The 18577-nt window shown below is 43.7% G+C and carries 15 protein-coding genes, 1 other RNA gene and 1 pseudogene; all 17 read right to left on the bottom strand.

The features are described from left to right. Positions 1-161 precede the first annotated feature (161 nt). Positions 162-526: a transfer-messenger RNA gene (gene ssrA / locus ACYQ2O_RS05630) on the bottom strand. 123 nt (positions 527-649) lie between these two features. Beyond that, positions 650-1585, bottom strand: coding sequence for a 2-dehydropantoate 2-reductase (locus ACYQ2O_RS05635; protein WP_459796165.1), 936 nt, complete (start codon positions 1583-1585; stop codon positions 650-652). Between the two features lie 188 nt (positions 1586-1773). Further along, positions 1774-2820 (bottom strand): RNA-guided endonuclease InsQ/TnpB family protein, encoded by a 1047-nt coding sequence (locus ACYQ2O_RS05640; RefSeq protein ID WP_218025380.1) that lies wholly within the window; start codon positions 2818-2820, stop codon positions 1774-1776. A gap of 133 nt (positions 2821-2953) precedes the next feature. Next, positions 2954-3952: pseudogene (locus ACYQ2O_RS05645) on the bottom strand (PTS sugar transporter subunit IIC). Between the two features lie 183 nt (positions 3953-4135). Continuing rightward, a complete protein-coding gene (locus tag ACYQ2O_RS05650) occupies positions 4136-4819 on the bottom strand; it encodes a histidine phosphatase family protein (RefSeq protein WP_459796166.1) in 684 nt (227 codons plus the stop codon). Positions 4820-4984: 165 nt separating this feature from the next. Then, positions 4985-5446 carry an SsrA-binding protein SmpB gene (gene smpB / locus ACYQ2O_RS05655; protein WP_346023919.1) on the bottom strand — a complete coding sequence of 154 codons (462 nt, stop codon included), beginning with the start codon at positions 5444-5446 and terminating at the stop codon, positions 4985-4987. 15 nt (positions 5447-5461) lie between these two features. Further along, positions 5462-7831 carry a ribonuclease R gene (gene rnr / locus ACYQ2O_RS05660; protein WP_459796168.1) on the bottom strand — a complete coding sequence of 790 codons (2370 nt, stop codon included), beginning with the start codon at positions 7829-7831 and terminating at the stop codon, positions 5462-5464. Continuing rightward, complete coding sequence (locus ACYQ2O_RS05665; protein WP_459796169.1) at positions 7832-8572, bottom strand: alpha/beta hydrolase; 741 nt, start codon at positions 8570-8572, stop codon at positions 7832-7834. 523 nt (positions 8573-9095) lie between these two features. Next, the gene (gene secG, locus ACYQ2O_RS05670; protein WP_091268346.1) at positions 9096-9326 is read right to left on the bottom strand and encodes a preprotein translocase subunit SecG; all 231 of its coding nucleotides are present in this window, start codon (positions 9324-9326) and stop codon (positions 9096-9098) included. A 202-nt stretch (positions 9327-9528) separates the two neighbouring features. Further along, positions 9529-10830, bottom strand: coding sequence for a phosphopyruvate hydratase (eno, locus tag ACYQ2O_RS05675; protein ID WP_459768993.1), 1302 nt, complete (start codon positions 10828-10830; stop codon positions 9529-9531). Positions 10831-10929: 99 nt separating this feature from the next. Beyond that, positions 10930-12459, bottom strand: coding sequence for a 2,3-bisphosphoglycerate-independent phosphoglycerate mutase (gene gpmI, locus ACYQ2O_RS05680; RefSeq protein ID WP_459796171.1), 1530 nt, complete (start codon positions 12457-12459; stop codon positions 10930-10932). Beyond that, positions 12460-13215, bottom strand: a complete 756-nt coding sequence (gene tpiA, locus ACYQ2O_RS05685) for a triose-phosphate isomerase (protein ID WP_346024230.1) — start codon at positions 13213-13215, stop codon at positions 12460-12462. Positions 13216-13459: 244 nt separating this feature from the next. Next, complete coding sequence (locus ACYQ2O_RS05690; RefSeq protein WP_459796172.1) at positions 13460-14647, bottom strand: phosphoglycerate kinase; 1188 nt, start codon at positions 14645-14647, stop codon at positions 13460-13462. A gap of 224 nt (positions 14648-14871) precedes the next feature. Further along, positions 14872-15864: a type I glyceraldehyde-3-phosphate dehydrogenase gene (gene gap, locus ACYQ2O_RS05695; RefSeq protein ID WP_459796174.1), complete on the bottom strand. Its 993-nt coding sequence runs from the start codon at positions 15862-15864 to the stop codon at positions 14872-14874. A 34-nt stretch (positions 15865-15898) separates the two neighbouring features. Then, entirely contained in the window at positions 15899-16933 is a 1035-nt protein-coding gene (locus ACYQ2O_RS05700) for a sugar-binding transcriptional regulator (RefSeq protein WP_459796177.1), read from the bottom strand. Positions 16934-17084: 151 nt separating this feature from the next. After that, a complete protein-coding gene (locus tag ACYQ2O_RS05705) occupies positions 17085-17642 on the bottom strand; it encodes a thioredoxin domain-containing protein (protein WP_459796178.1) in 558 nt (185 codons plus the stop codon). Positions 17643-17826: 184 nt separating this feature from the next. Further along, positions 17827-18426, bottom strand: a complete 600-nt coding sequence (gene clpP / locus ACYQ2O_RS05710) for an ATP-dependent Clp endopeptidase proteolytic subunit ClpP (RefSeq protein WP_346024235.1) — start codon at positions 18424-18426, stop codon at positions 17827-17829. Between the last annotated feature and the right edge of the window lie 151 nt (positions 18427-18577).

Below are 18577 nucleotides of genomic sequence, written 5' to 3' on the forward strand. Positions count from 1 at the left end.
CCAAAATCTAAGTATTGATCCAGGCTTAAACGTATTATCGCTCCTCCTATGACGTTATCATAGAAGGAGCGATAATAAATTATAAGGGGTTTTTATCAAACTGTCCTTGACATGGGGTCCAGTTTAGGAATAAGAAATTCCCTAGTGGAGCTTTGTATCTAAAATGGAGTTGAGGGGAGTCGAACCCCTGTCCAGGCACATTGGCACTCAAGTATCTACGTTCATAGTTTTACTACTTGGATTTCGCTAAGCATTAGCCGTAAAACAGGCATCATGCGCCGCTAGTCTGTTAATCTCTTTCTATTCTTACAGACGGAAAGAATAGACGTATCCCACTTATTATAGGACCCGGTGCCGAGCACATGGGCGATGCCGGTCGGATCACGCTAAGCTGTTTTTACGCAGCTAAAGCGTAAGAATTGTTGTTATTGTTTGCAGTTAATTTAACTGTGACGTTGGTACGCAGCCGTCACCTGCGAAACGCAACTCAAGCTCAATCTGTGCCTGTCGAATCCGTAACAACCCCGTTACAATATAGAGCTGTCTCTCGTGCTCTGCTAATAGTATACCATAATCCGGTGTAAAAAGAAAGTCCGTTCGCTTTCTTTTCGTAAGTTGCTACGTGATCAGACCGACTGATCTGCACACTTTATCTGCCTGTTTCAATCCCAAGAACAGCTTCTTTTGCATGAATCAGATCTGTCATTCGGCGGCAATGGGGAGCTTCTATTCCGTACTTTTCGGCTGCCTCCACTACTGCACCGTTCAGATAATCAATTTCTGTCGGACGTCGGTTGAAGAGATCCTGATGCATCGACGGGTAGTGCGATCCCAGACGAGATGCCACTTCTTTAAGGTAGTGAATCATTTCATCTCTGTCGATTTCGATATCATCTTGAGCTTTTGCCACAGCTGCGAATTCGTCAACGATTCCGTTGAGCAAGGAATCGATAGACGCCGATTTAAACAGCTGATCGATCGATGCATCCAGCAGTGCACACAGGGCATTCATCGTGCCGTTGATGCACGCTTTTCTCCAAGTCGTGTACTTGACATTCTTGCTGTATTCTCCGAAAAGGCCGCTGTCCTTGAGTATATTGACTATGACACGTGCGGCTTCTTCCTCTTCAGGATGGCTGTTCTGCAGTTCAACTGGGCCATTCCCGTTCAGCTGTGTTTCACCTGGGGCAATAATCCCAGCCGTCCAGACAGTCGTTCCCATTATTATATTTCGTCTGTCGACAAATGCTTCAAGAGTTTTAAGGTGTCCTAATCCATTCAACAGACAGACAATTTTAGTTTTTGTACCGATGAGATGATTGATTTGAGTCATCATCTTCTCCAATCCCATCGCCTTCGTGAATACAAAGATAACATCCATTTCACCTGATACTTCTTCCGGCCTGGCAATAGTCATTGGAAGTGTCCCTTTTACCCCATTTACTGAAACAGTCAGTCCATTATTTCTGATTGCTTCAATGTGGTCTTCCCAATAATCTAGAAGCGTCACGTTTTGTCCATTTTTCTGAAGCATATATCCGAATCCGCATCCAAGCGCCCCCGATCCTGCAATTGCTATATTCATCAATCTTATCCCCTTCTACTAGTTAGCTGCTGTTGACACTCCCACAGCTAAAGCAGTGGGATTCTTAAGTGCTTTGTCGAACGCAGGCCATTTCTGTTTTGTTCAAGCCTTAAGTTTAAGGGTGTGCCATCACCCCTCCCATGGCAGAGCCTATAGCTCCATGGGCACTCATACTGTGACCATATGAGTTAGGTTGTTTGGGCGATATTCAGAGCTCCTACTCTATCCCGATGCCCCCGGTAGCCGCACCCGCACTGATACATTCGGTCGGTTACTTTATTTCTGGCCTTACATGTCGGGCAAGTCTGAGAGGTATACTCTGGATTGACCTTTTTAACAACGATACCGATTTCTCTTGCTTTATATTCAATGAAGTCTGTTAGTTGAGCGAATGTCCAGTTATGCAGAATCGCTGTGTGTTTTCCTCTTTGTCTTGAGGTCCGGCGAATGCCGGAAAGATTCTCCAGATGGATGGTGCCACAGTTCGTGTCTCTCGCAAACCGTACTATGTGTCTGGCAATCTTATGATTAATATCCTGCATGATTCTCGCTTCTTTATCATTGAGTGTCCGAATAGCGTTCAGTTTCTTTTTCTGCCCTAACTCCCGTCTGAGCTTCTTATACTTTCGGCGAATAACTTTGTTTGCTCGTCCGTTTCCGAAGAAAGCTGTTTGACCGCTGGAAGCCACGACACCGACAGCTGGACACAGAATACCTAGATCGATGCCTAAGATGTCTGTTCCTGTCGTCTCAGACGGCAAAACGTGATAAGCAATCTGAGCTATCCAATGGTAGCCTTTTTTGGTGATACGCATCGCTCCCCGTTTTGACTGAGATAACAGGTCAAACTGATCACTTGTTAGCACAGCTTTAATAGCCGTTTTCATTGATTTGCCCTTTTGCATAATAGGAAAAGCGAGATGATTTGGAGTGACCGTATAGTTCTGATTGTTCCATGAGACTGTTCGTTTTTTGAACACACAGTTTCCGTGTTCAGCATATTTGGACTTAGCATACCGGATAAGTTCATTTTTGACTACCGAAGGAATAGACGTCTCAATGTGTCTGGAAGTGACTGTTGGAAAGCGGCCATCTGATACAGCCTTCTGGACAAGCTGGTTGGCGTGATAAATATACTCTTTGGATAGCCGGGTCAATTCAGCTGCTTGTTCTTTAGTCGGCTTTAATTTCACTTTGAGCACTTTAACACAGGACTGTGTCTGTTCTTTTTTCACTCGCTTCACCTCTATCACGAATACAAACGTGTGTTCTTTTTTTGTTAACTTTAGTATATCACTCCGTCAACGGAAAGGCTATAGAAAGGTACACCTATTTTTAAAAGAAAAAGAAGACAAAACAATCAGACATTTATCTCAATTTAGCTCTCATCCCACGATTAAAACCGTGGGCTTTCACGCTTGATAGTTCTGTAATGAAAACCGGGAGCAGTCCTGTACCAGTTTCCAGTGCCTGAATCGGCCCAACTAGCCCTACAATACCGAAGCCCGCTGTCTGCGGAGCCCCTTGGATGTTAAATACATACACACTCATACTGGACAATATTGCATTTAATATAACCGGAATCAGTAGCTTCGGATGTCTGACAAGATTCGGCATCATCATTTTCATGGCACCGAGCAAGATAGCCAGTGTCGTTCCTTTCTGGTTGACTTCTTTAGATCCGATGACTAGAACAGCTGTACAAGCGGTCACTCCTATAGCTGCAGCTCCTGCTCCTAGGCCGCTGATCCCGATGGCTATGGCTATGGCAACCGTTGAGACAGGTGAAATAATCAGGATGGAAAAGGCTATGGCAATCAATATAGTCATCAGGAGTGGTTGAAGAATCGTAAAGCTGTTAAGTATATGTCCAATCATTGAGGTAACTGATGATACATAAGGGAGCATCATCAGTCCAACAGTACCCTATCCGACTCCTACTATAATCGGCAGGAGAATAAGAATCATTGATCCTAAACGGTCATTCAGTTTCCTGGTCAGGTAAACTGCAAAGCCCGCCGTCAGCATAATATTTACCAGATCGCCTATGCCTACAAGCGTAATGCCGGCTTCAGATACACTGTACGCTCCAGATCCGAGATAAGTGGCGGCTCCCACAATGACACTTTGGACCGCATTCAGTTTAAACTGGTTCGCTACCAGGACACCGATCATTGCTGCTGTAAGAAACTGCATCGTGCCTACTACAGCAGAAAGGGAGCTGAAAATAGTGCTGTATGGTGTAAGAGCTTCAAAGATACCGCTTAGTATGGCATCAGGAATCAGTCCAATGACAATTCCACTCGCTGTTCCCGTCAGTACTTTATTGCTGAAAGTCTTGAATGTTTCCTTTTCCATTGTATCCATCAAATCTCCCCTTTTCTTTGAGTTGATCCACGGTGTAGGTTATTTCATTAGATTTTCAATTGTTTTTCATGAAAATTTGATGATAAACTCGTAACGGATGTATCTACAAAAAATCCTCTTTGTCGCAAGCCTGTTATAGCAGGTCTGCAACAAAGAGGAAAATGACCACATTTTGTTCTTTGATTATTCTGCTCCGTCCCTAAAATGAGAGACATCGTTGTATTTTTCAAGATGATATAGTCCGTCTTCATATCTGGCGACAGACACACTGGCATTAAGTAATGATTTAGGTCGTGTGAGATCCGGAATGAGATTCTCTAGGATGTACCGGATCGTTCCACCGTGTGCAACTAAAAGAATGGTTTCTCCTGAATCACGGTGCTTGTCGATCAGTTTGATCAGTCCCTGCTCAACGCGTGACCAGAACATCATAAAGTCTTCGGCATGCTTTTCCGGATCAACCGCACGGAAGGCATTCATCCGTTCAGGTACATCTGTATTTCTGAACATTTCTTTTGATGTGTCGTATCCCAGATAATCTCTAACTTTATCGTAAGCATCCGAACCGTACATGCCTTCCATCGACCCGAAGAAAACTTCTCGGAATTCCGGCATCTGAACCATGTCCATTTTATCTACCTGCCCATTCTCTTCCAGAATGATGGAAGCTGTTTCCTGGGTCCGGGACAGATCACTTGTGTAGACTGCATCAAACGTGACATCTTTCAGGCCACGTCCACATCGTCTGACATCCTCTTTTCCGTGGTCGGTCAATGGTGTGTTGCTCCATCCCTGCATGCGTCCATAATAATTGAAGTACGTTTCGCCATGTCGGACAAAATAAATTGTTACCCCTTTTTCAGCCATACTAGCTCCTCGCTTTCTTTTTCTCTCTCTATCTATTCTAACAGACGTCTTTAGGATAATCGACAGCTAGCCCTGCTTTTCCACGTAGACGCCATTGTTTATCTGAATCAAGAAAAGCATCAGACCAGCCGGGTTTCCGATCTGTTCCGATGCTTTAATCTTAAATCAGTAGTTATCTTTTATTGCCCGTCTCATCTGACGGTCCTGTTCACGTCGCTTGATGGTCTCACGTTTGTCATACTGTTTCTTCCCTTTGGCCAGGCCGATCAGTACTTTGGCAAAACCGTTCTTGATGTAGACTTTAAGCGGAACCAGTGTGTTCCCGCCCTGTTTGACTTCTCCATACAGACTGTCGATCTCTTTTTTCTTCATCAGCAGTTTACGTGGACGTACCGGGTCATGATTAAACTGATTCCCCTGTTCAAATGGTGCAATGTGGACATTATACAGCCAGATTTCACCATCTCTAATACTGGCATAACCGTCTTTCAAGTTGATCCGGCCGGCACGGATGGACTTGATTTCCGTCCCTTTAAGCACAATGCCAGCTTCGATCGTTTCGAGAATCGTGTACTCGTAACGGGCTTTTCTATTCTGGGCAATTAACTTGCCTTCTCCTTTGGGCATGTAAATCCCCCTCTATCATTTACGTTTTTTTCCAGGCTTCTTGGTCTTTCTTCTTCCTTTAAACCGACCTTTGCCTTTATCTTTATCGTTCTTACTTTTGTCATCTTTTGAGCCGCGGCGTGGACCTCTTCCTTTTTTAGAACTGTCCTGTTTCTTACGGCGTCTGACTCTACGCGATTCATCAGGTTTCTTCGATTCATCTTCTTCAAGCTGAAAATCGATCTGATAATTATCTGTGTCGGCTCCGATGACTTTCACCTTGACAGCTTCCCCGATTCGGTACACTTTTCCGGAACGAGTCCCAATCATCAGCATATCCCGATCGTTAAATTCATAGTAGTCATCATTCATATTCGAGATATGAACCAGTCCTTCGACCGAATTGGCCAACTGGACGAACATTCCAAAATTAGTCACAGAAGTAACGACACCCTCAAAGATTTCGCCCATCTTGCTCTGCATGTATTCAGCTTTCTTCAGTTCATCTGTTTCACGTTCAGCATCTACTGCGCGTCTTTCAGTAACAGAGCTGTGTTCAGCGATTTCAGGCAACAATTCCTGCCAGCGTTTCTTCGCTTTGTCTGATTTATCCACTTCGGTATAGTAATGAATCAGACGGTGCAGGATCAGGTCAGGGTAACGTCTGATCGGTGAGGTGAAGTGCGAATAGTAGTCTGCGGCAAGACCGTAGTGACCAATCGGTTCGACATCATACTTTGCCTGCTGCATGGATCTTAGGAGCAGCAGGCTGATGACGCCTTCTTCAGGCTTACCTTTTACCTTGTCCAGAACATCCTGAAGCAGTTTTGGACTGATATTTTCTTTCGTTGCCTTTACATTGATTCCGAAGCTGGAAACAAATTCGATGAATCGCTGCATTTTTCCTTCGTCAGGACGATCATGGACACGGTAGAGGATCGGCAGGTGCTGTTTGGCAAAATGCTCAGATACCGTTTCATTCGCAGAAAGCATGAACGATTCGATCAGACGTTCACCGACACCTCGTTCTCTAAGCAGTATATCGACTGGCATCCCCTGAGGATCGACTTCGATTTTTGCTTCGCGAGTATCAAAGTCGATGGACCCTCTTTGTTCTCTTCTTTTTTCGAGAATGTTATGCAGGTCTTCCATCTGTTCAAGCATATCCACGATTTCAGAGTATTCCTCTCTGCGATGAGTATCCTTATCCATAAGAATCTCATTGACCGCTTCATACGTCATCCGGTAATGCGAGTTGATAATACTGGAAGATATCGTATAGTCTACAACTGATCCATTCTTATCGATTTCCATCTCACAGCTCAGTGTCAGACGGTCGACATTTGGGTGAAGAGAGCAAATACCGTTTGATAGTCGCTGCGGAAGCATAGGGATAACGCGGTCGGTCAAGTACACACTGGTTCCACGTTCAAAGGCTTCTCTGTCCATCGGGTTGCCTTCTGTGACGTAATGGCTGACATCTGCAATATGGACGCCTAGATAGTAGTTCCCATTGTCCAGCTTCTTCACTTGGATCGCATCATCCAAGTCTTTCGCATCTGCTCCGTCAATCGTAATGATCATTTCATCGCGGAGGTCTTTTCTTCCATCGGTGTCTTCTTCAGAAATCGTATCCGGTACGGATTCTGCTTCTTCAAGCACATCTTCTGGGAATTCTGATGGGATATTATACTTATGCACAATTGTCAGGATTTCAATACCCGGCTCATCTTTATGTCCGATAGTATTGGTGACAATCCCCTTCAGATCAGATCCTCCGGCAGTATCGGCATACTCGGTCAGTTCAACTTGAACAATGCTTCCCTCGACCGGGCGAATCCCTTTTGCTTCAATCTTGACTAGAACACTCGGCAGTTTCTGGTTGTGAGGGGTAATGAAGCCATACAGGCCTAATTCTTTCACTTCGTCATCCGTATAAGGCTGGAATTCACCAAAGACGACGGTGGTCCCCCGTTCAATAATTTCAACGACTTTCCCAGCTGGCCCTTTATCTTTCCACGGCATCGCTTCTTGAGTCACTTCTACTTTGACCAGATCGCCATTCAATGCAGAATTCGTTTCGGTTGGTGGAATAAAGATATCTGACTCGTATTCTTCAATCGTGACGAATCCGAATCCTCTATCGTTTCCACTAAAGCGTCCCTGCATAGCAGAAGAAGCCTGTTTCAGTTTGAATTTTCCGCTTGCAAGCAGGACGATTTTTTCTTCTCTTTCCAGTTCAGCAATAGCCTGTACCAGTTCCTTGAAGGCATTGGATCCTGAACGACCCAGCCCTTCACTGATTTCATTGACTTCAACTGACTGGCCGTCCTGGTCATTCATAAATTTCAGGATCTGTTTCTTCAGTTCTTTTCTTGCTAATTCCTTGTCTTTTTCAGAACTCATTTAATCACTCCATTCTAAGGAAGACAGATAAGTCAGTACATCGATCTGTACGTCTTTTCCGATCTTTCCTGTTGTCAGTACATGCGGCGCGTCTTCATAAAAATGAAAATCGACATCCGCATTGACCAGGGCATCTTTAAATTTGACTGCAGACTGATCATTGATCATTTCGTCTTGTCCACCCTGTGCTATAAATATTTTTTTATTTAACTGGTCATACTCTTTCTCCATTTCAGCGACATGCGCACGGACCCCATCAAGTATGGCCTGGACTTTAACTTCAGCTGAAGTTTTCAATCCTGCAATTTCTTCTTTCGAATAGCCCGCCTGCTCCTTCATATGTTCATACCAGATCATGAAATGCTCGGGCACGTTTGTATCATATTCAGATACGACCGGAGAAGCAAACGTCCCACCGCCTATGACGTCCTCGTTAAGCAGGAGATCAGTCGCTACGATTCCACCCAGAGACAAGCCCATGACTGCCACCTCGTCGTAGCCTTTGTCCTTAAGAAAGGCCAGCGCATCCTTCCCGTCCTGAACCCAGTCCTTGATCGAATAGTCAAACAAGTCATCGGGATCATTAGTCCCATGACCTGAAAATACTGGAGCATAGACAGTGTAGTCTGCCCGCTCCAGCGCACGTCCCAGACTCAGCATGTCTTTCGGGTTACTAGTGAACGCATGAAAGAGCAGAACTGCTCGTTTTCCACTTTCGTAAAATAATGATTTATCTTTCATAATATCCTCCTTAAGTCTCTTCTTCATTCTACCCTAATTTGACACATTTTTGTACCAAGACACAATAAGAAAAGCTTTAGAGGCAATAAAAAAGCACTCCTTCTAACCCGTATCCAATAAGCAGAGTGCTTACTGAGAAGACAGTTAACAGGAGTACTTAAGATTCACATTCATTTCAACGTGAACTACCCACCACTTAAATCCTCCGGATTTTGAAGTGGGGGCTTCCTACGAACTCCATTCTTGTCTGCACAGGTTTCATGCAGACAGAGGAATCGGATATGGGTAGGCTCAAAAGGCAGTCCCTGCCTCATAGGTTTTCTTTTACTTGGCTAACGCCAAGGAATACTCAGTAGGCTTGGTTGTCGCCTATATAGACTTGGTTATCGTCTATATATAAAGTATACCAAATGAGAATGACATTAACCACTTCAAGCTATCGCTTGACCGAAATTCATCTCCCACTTTCACTGGTGCTTCGCACCCATACGCTTAGAAGTGGGAGACTTCTTTCGGAATTACGTTAAAAGAATCGTGTCAATAAGAAGGACAGAACGAAGAATAAAATCAGACTGACGACTGTTGTCTTAATCAGTACTGCTTCGAATCCTCTGGCTTTTTGTTTACCGAATAATTGACTTGCTCCGCCCATGAAGGCATTGGATGCACTTTGAGTTTTTGTCGGTTGCATGGCAATAACAATGATAATGAATACAGATAAGATAAGCATAGCCGTTAACAGAATTTCATACATGAGTATAGACCTCCTTCTTACAAATCTCCTATTTTATAATATAACACATCCCACTCATGTTTTCCAGTACCTATTATGTCAGATCAGTATGCTTGAGCTGACTCATGGTCGTGAATTAGTGACGTTCGTTCTATAGATGCGATGTCTATCATATGTAAAAACGCTGAAGGGATAAGCCCTCCAGCGTCTTTTTTTGATCTGATTATTTGTCAGCTAAGTTGTAGAAAGCGTCAATACCTTCGTAAACAGCTAGATCGCCTAATTGATCTTCGATTCTTAGTAACTGGTTGTATTTTGCAATACGGTCAGTACGTGAAAGTGAACCAGTTTTGATTTGTCCAGCATTAAGTGCTACTGAGATGTCAGAAATTGTTGCATCTTCAGTTTCACCAGAACGGTGAGAGATAACAGCCGTGTATCCAGCTTTTTTAGCCATTTCGATCGCATTGAATGTTTCAGTCAATGTACCAATTTGGTTAACTTTGATTAAGATAGAGTTCGCTGTATCGTTGTCGATACCACGTTTAAGGATTTCAGTGTTTGTAACGAATAAGTCGTCACCAACTAATTGAACTTTGTCGCCTAAGCGTTCAGTTAATAGTTTCCATCCATCCCAGTCGTTTTCGTCCATACCATCTTCGATTGAGATGATTGGGTATTTGTTTACTAATTCTTCAAGGTAGTCTACTTGTTCTTCAGCGTTACGTTTTGCACCGTTTTCGCCTTCGAATTTAGCATAGTTATATACGCCGTCTTCGTAGAACTCAGAAGCTGCACAGTCGAATCCTAGGAATACGTCTTTACCAGGCTCAAGTCCAACTTTCTTGATAGCTTCAAGAATTGTTTCTACTCCGTCTTCAGTTCCTTCGAACTTAGGAGCAAATCCACCTTCGTCACCAACAGATGTTTCAAGACCACGGTCTTTAAGGATCGCTTTAAGTGCGTGGAAGATTTCTGCTCCCCAACGTAAAGCTTCTTTGAATGTTGGTGCGCCAACTGGTAGGACCATGAACTCTTGGAATGCGATAGGCGCGTCAGAGTGAGATCCACCGTTAACGATGTTCATCATTGGAGTTGGCAATACTTTAGTGTTTGTTCCTCCAAGGTAACGGTATAGTGGAAGGTCAAGGTAGTCTGCAGCAGCACGTGCAACAGCTATAGATACGCCTAAGATTGCGTTAGCTCCCAGTTTACCTTTGTTTGGTGTACCGTCCAGTTCGATCAACGCTTTGTCGATTCCCATCTGGTCACGTACGTCCATACCGATGATTGCGTCAGCGATCGTTTCGTTTACGTTGTCCACAGCTTTAGTGACACCTTTACCAAGGTAACGGTCTTTGTCTCCGTCACGTAGTTCAACGGCTTCGTGCTCACCAGTTGAAGCTCCTGAAGGAACCATACCGCGGCCGAATGCGCCTGATTCTGTGATGACTTCTACTTCGATTGTTGGGTTACCACGTGAATCAAGAACTTCGCGTGCGATAACGTCTGTAATAAATGGCATTTATTTTCTCTCCTTTAATTTTCCTCTTCCATTTCCTGGAAAAGGGTTGGTTAATTTATTTTAAATGTCCTAATAAAAGAACAGGTTAAAATCAGCAAGTTATTTCTGGATCAGGCTTTCGCCAGTCATTTCTTCCGGTTTATCAATACCTAAAAGATCAAGCATCGTTGGAGCCACATCAGCTAGTTTACCGTCGCCTCTTAAAGTGACACCTTTTTTCGTAACGATGACTGGAACAGGTACTGTCGTGTGCGCTGTATGAGGATTTCCTTCAGGAGTCAGTTCAGTATCTGCATTCCCGTGATCCGCAAAGATGATTGCTGTACCGCCTTTTTCATGGATCAGATCCACTACTCGGCCGAGGTTCTCATCTACAGCTTCGATCGCTTCGATCGTTTTATCCAGCATACCTGAGTGTCCAACCATATCCGGGTTGGCATAGTTCAGGATGATGGCATCATGCTTGTCGTTCTTGATGTCTTCAACCAGTGCATCTGTGACTTCAAAGGCACTCATTTCAGGTTTCAAGTCATATGTTTCCACTTTTGGAGATGGAATCAGGATGCGTTTCTCTCCTGGGAACTCATCATTTGTTCCGCCATTCATGAAGAATGTTACGTGCGGGTATTTTTCCGTTTCAGCAATTCGCAGCTGATTCAACCCATTATCAGACAATACTTGTCCGATCACGTTTTTCAGGAATACCGGCGGGAACATGATGTCGCCTTCCATATCGGCAGTATACTGCGTGAACGTCACGAATTTAACGTTTGACGGCACGTTTCCGCGGTCAAATTCGTCAAAGTCCGGTTCTGTAATCGCACGGGACAATTGAATCGCACGGTCAGGTCGGAAATTGAAGAATAGAATCGCATCATTATCGTTTACTGTCGCAACAGGTTTGCCGTCCTTTTCAATAACGATTGGTTCAATGAACTCGTCCATTGTATCGTTAGCGTAACTGGCTTTAACGGCTTCTACCGGATCAGTCGCTTTCACACCTTCTCCGTGGAAGATCGCGTCATAAGCACGTTTGACACGTGGCCAGCGTGTATCTCTATCCATTGCATAAAAACGACCAGAAATTGTTGCGATTTCACCGACTCCTAAATCGTTAACGATTGTCTGGAGCTCATCGATGAAGCGGGCAGCTGAATCTGGAGCAACGTCACGTCCATCAGTGAATGCATGAATGTACACTTTGTCGACTCCTTTGTTCTTAGCTGCTTCAATTAGAGCAGTCAAATGACGCTGGTGACTGTGAACGCCCCCGTCCGATACTAGACCGAACAGATGCAGCGCAGAATCGTTATCTTTTACATGATTGATCGCACCATTGAAGGCTTCATTCGTTTCGAATTCACCGTCTTCAATCGCCTTGTCGATACGTGTGATGCTTTGGTAGACCACACGTCCGGCTCCGATGTTGGTATGTCCAACTTCCGAGTTACCCATCTGACCTTCCGGCAGTCCGACAGCAAGCCCTGAAGCCTGCATCGTGTTATGCGGATAGTCATTCCAGTAACGGTCAAAATTTGGTTTTTTGGCTTGTGCTACAGCATTGCCGTATTCTTCTTCTCTCCATCCGAATCCATCAAGGATAATGATGGCTACAGGTGCTTTGCTCATTTATTCAGCCGCCTCCAGTAATTGCAGGAAAGAATCTGCTTCCAGGCTTGCTCCACCAACTAATGCACCATCGATATCCGGTTGTGCCATTAATTCTTTAATGTTTGCAGGTTTTACTGATCCACCGTACTGGATACGAACAGCATCTGCTACATCTTGTGAATACAAGTCAGCTACAGTACGACGAACAACTGAAATCGTATCGTTAGCATCTTCAGCTGTCGCTGTTTTACCTGTACCGATAGCCCAGATTGGCTCATAGGCAATAACTAGATTGCTTACCTGGTCAGCGCTTAAGCCTTTAAGAGCTGCTTCTACTTGACCGGAAACCAGGTCGTTAGTCTGTCCTGCTTCTTTTTGCTCAAGTGTTTCACCCACACAGATGATTGGTACCATGTTGTGGCGGATTACTGCATGTGCTTTTTTGTTGATGTCTTCATCCGTTTCATGGAACAATTCACGACGTTCTGAGTGACCGATGATCACATAAGCCACCCCGATATCTTCAAGCGCTTTAGGGCTGATTTCGCCTGTAAATGCACCTTCGTCTTCAAAGTGACAGTTCTGTGCAGCGATCTTAAGTTCAGTATCTACTGTTAAATCGATCAGGCTTTGAAGAAATAGACTTGGTGCGCCTATTACAGCATCTACTTTGTCTGCTGAAGGGATGTTTCCTTTAACAGCATCGATGAACGTTGCCGCTTCAGTCGATGTCTTGTTCATTTTCCAGTTACCAGCGATAATTGGTTTACGCATTCTATCGTCCTTCTTTCTCTTGTGTAGTTCAGGGAATGTTTCTTACCTTTTGAATCACTCACCGTCAATGCTCAGATCAGTCACTCTGCTCATCTGTTCAAAACGGCTTATCTTGCTTTTATTATCCAGCAATCCAAGCCTGACCTCGCACAAAAATGAAGAATGAGCCATTGCGCAGTTTGCTCATTAGGCGTCATTCCCTATTTTTGTGAAGGTCAAAACGGCTTATCTTGCTTTTAGTAAATTATTTGTCTGAAATAGCTGCGATACCTGGAAGTTCTTTTCCTTCAAGGTATTCCAGTGAAGCTCCGCCACCTGTTGAGATGTGACTGAAGTCTTCTTCAAATCCAAGCTGCTGAGCAGCAGTCGCAGAGTCTCCGCCACCGATGATCGTTGTAGCATCTTCAAGTTTTGCCAGTGCTTCACAGACTTTGATTGTACCTTGAGCGAAGTTGCTCATTTCGAACACACCCATTGGTCCATTCCATACAACAGTCTTCGCATCTTTCAATTCGTTTTCAAACAGTTCAACTGTTTTCGGTCCGATATCCAGACCCATCTTGCCTTCAGGTATGTTTTCTCCAACTATTTCAGTTTCAACATCATTAGAGAATTCTGCAGCTACGATAGAATCAACAGGCAGGACAAGCTTATCTCCAGCTTTGTCGATCAGTTCTTTAGCTAGAGACACTTTATCTTCCTCAACTAATGAATTACCGATGTCGTGTCCTAAAGCTTTGTAGAATGTATAAGTCATTCCCCCACCGACAAGAACTTTGTCAGCTTTAGCGATAAGGTTTTCGATGACGCCGATTTTATCTGAAACTTTTGCTCCACCTAAAATAGCAACGAATGGGCGCTTAGGCTCATCGACTGCGCCACCGATGAAGTTGATTTCCTTTTCAACCAGGAATCCGACAGCTGATTCAAGGTTTGACGCGATACCTACGTTTGATGCGTGAGCACGGTGAGCCGTACCAAATGCATCGTTAACGTAAACGTCGCCTAGGCTTGCCCAGTATTTACCTAATTCAGGATCGTTTTTGCTTTCTTTCTTACCGTCAACATCTTCAAACCGTGTGTTTTCAAACATCAGTACGTCACCGTCAGCTAGTTCAGCTACTGCGTTTTCAAGCTCTTCTCCACGAGTTTGAGCAACAAACTTCACATCTTTTCCGAGTAACTCACCTAGACGCTCAGCTACAGGTTTCATTGATAGACCAGCTTTATCTTCTTCGGTCTTCACGCGTCCCAAGTGAGAAAAGACGATTACTTTTCCGCCTTGTTCAAGAATGTACTGTAAGGTTGGCAGTGCTGCCTGGATACGGTTATCGTTTGTAATTTTTCCGTCCTTCATCGGCACGTTAAAATCAGCACGGACCAGTACTTTCTTGCCACTTAATTCTAAATCTTTAACTGTCTTCTTTGCCATGTGTAAAGTCCTACCTTTCTGTTTAGAAAACTAAATCTGTTGACTCTTTCTCTATAACTTCACAAAAAAAGGGGGAAGCGCGATCCCCTTTATTCAGTTTGAACAGCCCAATTTTTTGCTTGCGCATCAATCGTTGTGTCCTCTTAAATAGTAGAGTATTAGCTCCCCCGCTTATTTATTACTTTACAATAGAGTTGTTTCTATCCTTAGATATTCGCTGAATATTAAAGGCTAGCGAAGTATTCTAAAGTTGAAACCATGTTTCCAGTAAATCCGTATTCATTGTCATACCAAGCAACAGTTTTAACTAATTGACCGTTGTCGCTGTCCATGATTTTAGTTTGAGTTGCATCAAAGATAGATCCAGCAGGCACACCAATTACGTCTGCAGATACGATTTCATCTTCAGTGTAAAGGTAAGCGCTTGATGAAGCTTTTTCCATTGCTGCATTAACTTCTTCAACAGTTACTTCTTTGTTCAATACAGAATACAACTCAACCATTGAACCAGTAATTGTTGGAATACGTACTGCAGTTCCGTCAATTTTTCCGTTAACAGCTGGAATTACTTTACCTACTGCTTTAGCAGCTCCCGTAGAAGCTGGGATTGCGTTAGCTGCTCCGGCACGGTTTTTACGTCCGCCTGGTGCATCTTGCAATACTTGAGAAGATGTATAAGCGTGAATAGTGCTCATTAATCCACGGTCAACTCCGAATTCGTTGTTCAGTACGTTAACCATTGGTGCTAAACAGTTTGTAGTACATGAAGCTGCAGATACGATTTGATCGTCTGAAGTAAGTGTGTCATGGTTTACACCGTAAACGATTGTTTTAAGATCGCCTGAAGCTGGTGCAGAAATCAATACACGTTTAGCTCCTGCATCTAAGTGAGCTTGAGACTTATCTTTAGAAACGTAGAATCCAGTACATTCAAGTACGATATCAATTCCAAGGTCTCCCCATGGTAATTGACTTGCATCTTTTTCTGCGAATGATTTAATTTCTTTTCCGCCCACTACTAATGCATCACCTTTAACTGATACTTCGTGCGGGAAGCGACCTTGTGCTGTATCATATTTCAAAAGATAAGCTAAGTCGTCATTGTCTGTTAAATCGTTGATTGCGACTACTTCTAATTCTGTATCCATTTCTAATACACGACGTAGTGCTAAACGACCGATACGTCCAAAACCATTAATTGCAACTTTTACTGACATAATCTAATTTCCTCCTTAGGAAATAAATATATTTTTATTTTAAAGGGTTTCCCCCATTTAAAATCTCATTTGCGGCTGCCTCATCCGTCACTAACCATGTGTGTGGAGGGACAGTTTTCATGTGAGCCTTTATCGCCTTCGCTTTTTCACGACCTCCGGCAACAGCGACTACATGAGGGATACTTGGTAATTTCGAGGACTGTAATCCAATGCGGGACAATTTGTAGACGATGTCTCCTTTTGGATCAACAAACTCTCCAAACGCTTCAGCTACTGCTCCTTTGTCGATGAGCTCTCTGAGCGTTTCTTCATCCATTCCTCTTCTCTGGGCCATTTCAAGAGCATTACCGATGCTATAGATAACCAGCGAGGCATTCTCCAGAATTTCCAGAGTTTCTTTGATTTCCGGCTCTTTCATCAGCAGCGAGTAAGTTTCCATACGCACATGTTCTGGTACATATAAGGCTCTGCTCCTACCGCCGGTCTTTCTCGCCATGTTTTCAGCAATGGCATTTGCCTGTATATCTACGGATTCACCCAGACCTCCGCGAGCCGGTACAAATAAAAGTTCCCGGTGCAGACCGATCTGCTGACTCATGACTTCCACCACTTCCAGCATCGTTGTCCCGCCCATAACTGCTACGGTACTCTGCCCTTCCGGCAGAAGAAAGTCTATTACTTCAATTGAAGCTCTTGCCATGTCGATCAGACTAGATTCATCCTTGTCTGAATTGCCTATGACGATCGTGCAATGTTGAATGCCTAATGCATTAGCCAACCGGGTTTCCTTTTCCTGTGACTGAACGTGCTGCCCCATCAGTTCATCCAGCTGATAAAACACTGTGATGCCTGTCGGTGTGCATTCCATGCCCTGCGTAGATGCCTTGATCAACCCCTGATTTCTTAGGACCTCGACTTCTTTACGCAGAACTCTCTCAGTAAAACCGAGTCGATCTGCCAGAGCACGTCTGCCGATGGGGGCTGATTTCTGAATATGGCTCAAGATATAGTAACGCCTCTTCAATACATGAAGCGTTCCGGGTGCTACTTTTTCAATAACTGACAGCATATTAAAACGGCACCTTCCCGATACTATATTCGCCCAGTTTTCAGCAAGACAGCTGAAACTATCTTTCTTCGTCACGTACAAATACAGTGTAACAAGAAGCGGGGCAGATTTCAACCCATTAAATTAAATCGACGGGACATTTTACGTCCTATTAATATTCATTCGGTTCCCTGTCTTCATCTCTTTTCAGTTTAGATTCTATAATGCTTTTCAGTTCTTCTTCAGTAATATGCTCATCAAAGATATAATCTTCAATGAATACAGTCGGTACCAGCGTAACATTAGCCTTAGCCGCTTCTTCAATGACTGCCTTGGAGTGGGCCGAATTGTTCTGCTCCTCAGCTCCACGTATAGACTTGGCATACTCCGCCACTTCATCTTCGTCTAGTCCGCCCCAGTCCTGCAAGTTTTCAAAATAATAATCAATATCTTTTCTAGCAGTCTCTTTATCTTCATAGTTTATATGTGCATGAAGGATGTTCCCTTTCCTCAATCCGGGTTTTTCCTTGTCAAAAAGCTTGACGATCCGTTCGACTTTCCCGTTCTCCACATACTCATCAAGGACTGGTGTGCCTTTTTCCCACCACTCTTTACAGTACGGACATTTGAGATTGAGAAACTCCACAACTTTAATGGGAGCTTCTCTGCTTCCTAAATGGAGCCCGCCATCGACAGTTACAGAATAAGCATTTATTTTGCTTGTATCCATTCACTCACTCCCTTCAGATTTTCCCTACTCTCTACAGTATACTCTTGTGAAAAAGTCTTGGCTAGTCATAAGCATTGTACGAAAACCTTTGTAAAATAGCTATCGGCTTTGTGGTAGTTTAAGTCTCTGTTTGAGTATGAGTCAAAAAAAGACTCCGAACAATCTGTTCAGAGTCTCCACATTCTTATTTATCTGTAAGGTCAGCAAAGCTGTCCATAATTTCATCTACAATTCCGTACTCTTTGGCTTCTTCTGCCATCATGAAGAAATCACGATCTGTGTCACGTTCAATGACTTCCATATCCTGACCAGTACGCTCAACCAGAATTTTATTCAAGCGGTCACGTGTTCTCAAGATGTGTTTAGCAGCAATTTCAATTTCAGTTGCCTGACCTTGCGCTCCACCTAAAGGCTGGTGAATCATGACTTCAGCATTTGGTAAAGCAAATCGTTTACCTTTTTCACCGGCAGCCAATAGGAAACTTCCCATTGAAGCTGCCAGTCCGATAGCGATTGTCTGAACATCCGCTTTAATGAAGTTCATTGTATCGTAAATAGCTAGTCCGGCAGTTACACTTCCACCTGGCGAGTTGATGTACAGGTAAATATCTTTTTCAGGGTCCTGTGCGTCTAGGAATAAAAGCTGTGCGATAACAGAGTTTGCGACTTGATCGTCGATGGCTCCACCCAGCATGATGATGCGGTCTTTTAATAGACGTGAATAAATGTCATACGCACGTTCACCACGTGGAGATTGTTCTATAACTGTAGGTACTAAATTCATATAACTTCCTCCTATAATTCAATTGTTACTGTCAAATTTTTTTGTTCTTAAAGGTCTATAACCGTTGTTCTATCAAGGAAAAGACAAAAAACACTTGCCCCTCCCTCATTTATCGGTAAAATAGTAGGTATCCGACTACCAAACTATCCCC

The sequence above is a fragment of the Alkalibacterium sp. m-11 genome, assembly GCF_054658155.1.

Excerpts from the sequence above, each read along its gene's own strand:
- gpmI (WP_459796171.1), bottom strand. The coding sequence starts at position 12,459 with ATGAGCAAAGCACCTGTAGCCATCATTATCCTTGATGGATTCGGATGG.
- ACYQ2O_RS05705 (WP_459796178.1), bottom strand. The coding sequence starts at position 17,642 with ATGGATACAAGCAAAATAAATGCTTATTCTGTAACTGTCGATGGCGGG.
- secG (WP_091268346.1), bottom strand. The coding sequence starts at position 9,326 with ATGTATGAAATTCTGTTAACGGCTATGCTTATCTTATCTGTATTCATT.
- smpB (WP_346023919.1), bottom strand. The coding sequence starts at position 5,446 with ATGCCCAAAGGAGAAGGCAAGTTAATTGCCCAGAATAGAAAAGCCCGT.
- eno (WP_459768993.1), bottom strand. The coding sequence starts at position 10,830 with ATGCCATTTATTACAGACGTTATCGCACGCGAAGTTCTTGATTCACGT.
- ACYQ2O_RS05665 (WP_459796169.1), bottom strand. The coding sequence starts at position 8,572 with ATGAAAGATAAATCATTATTTTACGAAAGTGGAAAACGAGCAGTTCTG.
- rnr (WP_459796168.1), bottom strand. The coding sequence starts at position 7,831 with ATGAGTTCTGAAAAAGACAAGGAATTAGCAAGAAAAGAACTGAAGAAA.
- tpiA (WP_346024230.1), bottom strand. The coding sequence starts at position 13,215 with ATGCGTAAACCAATTATCGCTGGTAACTGGAAAATGAACAAGACATCG.
- gap (WP_459796174.1), bottom strand. The coding sequence starts at position 15,864 with ATGTCAGTAAAAGTTGCAATTAATGGTTTTGGACGTATCGGTCGTTTA.
- ACYQ2O_RS05650 (WP_459796166.1), bottom strand. The coding sequence starts at position 4,819 with ATGGCTGAAAAAGGGGTAACAATTTATTTTGTCCGACATGGCGAAACG.
- ACYQ2O_RS05635 (WP_459796165.1), bottom strand. The coding sequence starts at position 1,585 with ATGAATATAGCAATTGCAGGATCGGGGGCGCTTGGATGCGGATTCGGA.
- ACYQ2O_RS05700 (WP_459796177.1), bottom strand. The coding sequence starts at position 16,933 with ATGCTGTCAGTTATTGAAAAAGTAGCACCCGGAACGCTTCATGTATTG.
- clpP (WP_346024235.1), bottom strand. The coding sequence starts at position 18,426 with ATGAATTTAGTACCTACAGTTATAGAACAATCTCCACGTGGTGAACGT.
- ACYQ2O_RS05690 (WP_459796172.1), bottom strand. The coding sequence starts at position 14,647 with ATGGCAAAGAAGACAGTTAAAGATTTAGAATTAAGTGGCAAGAAAGTA.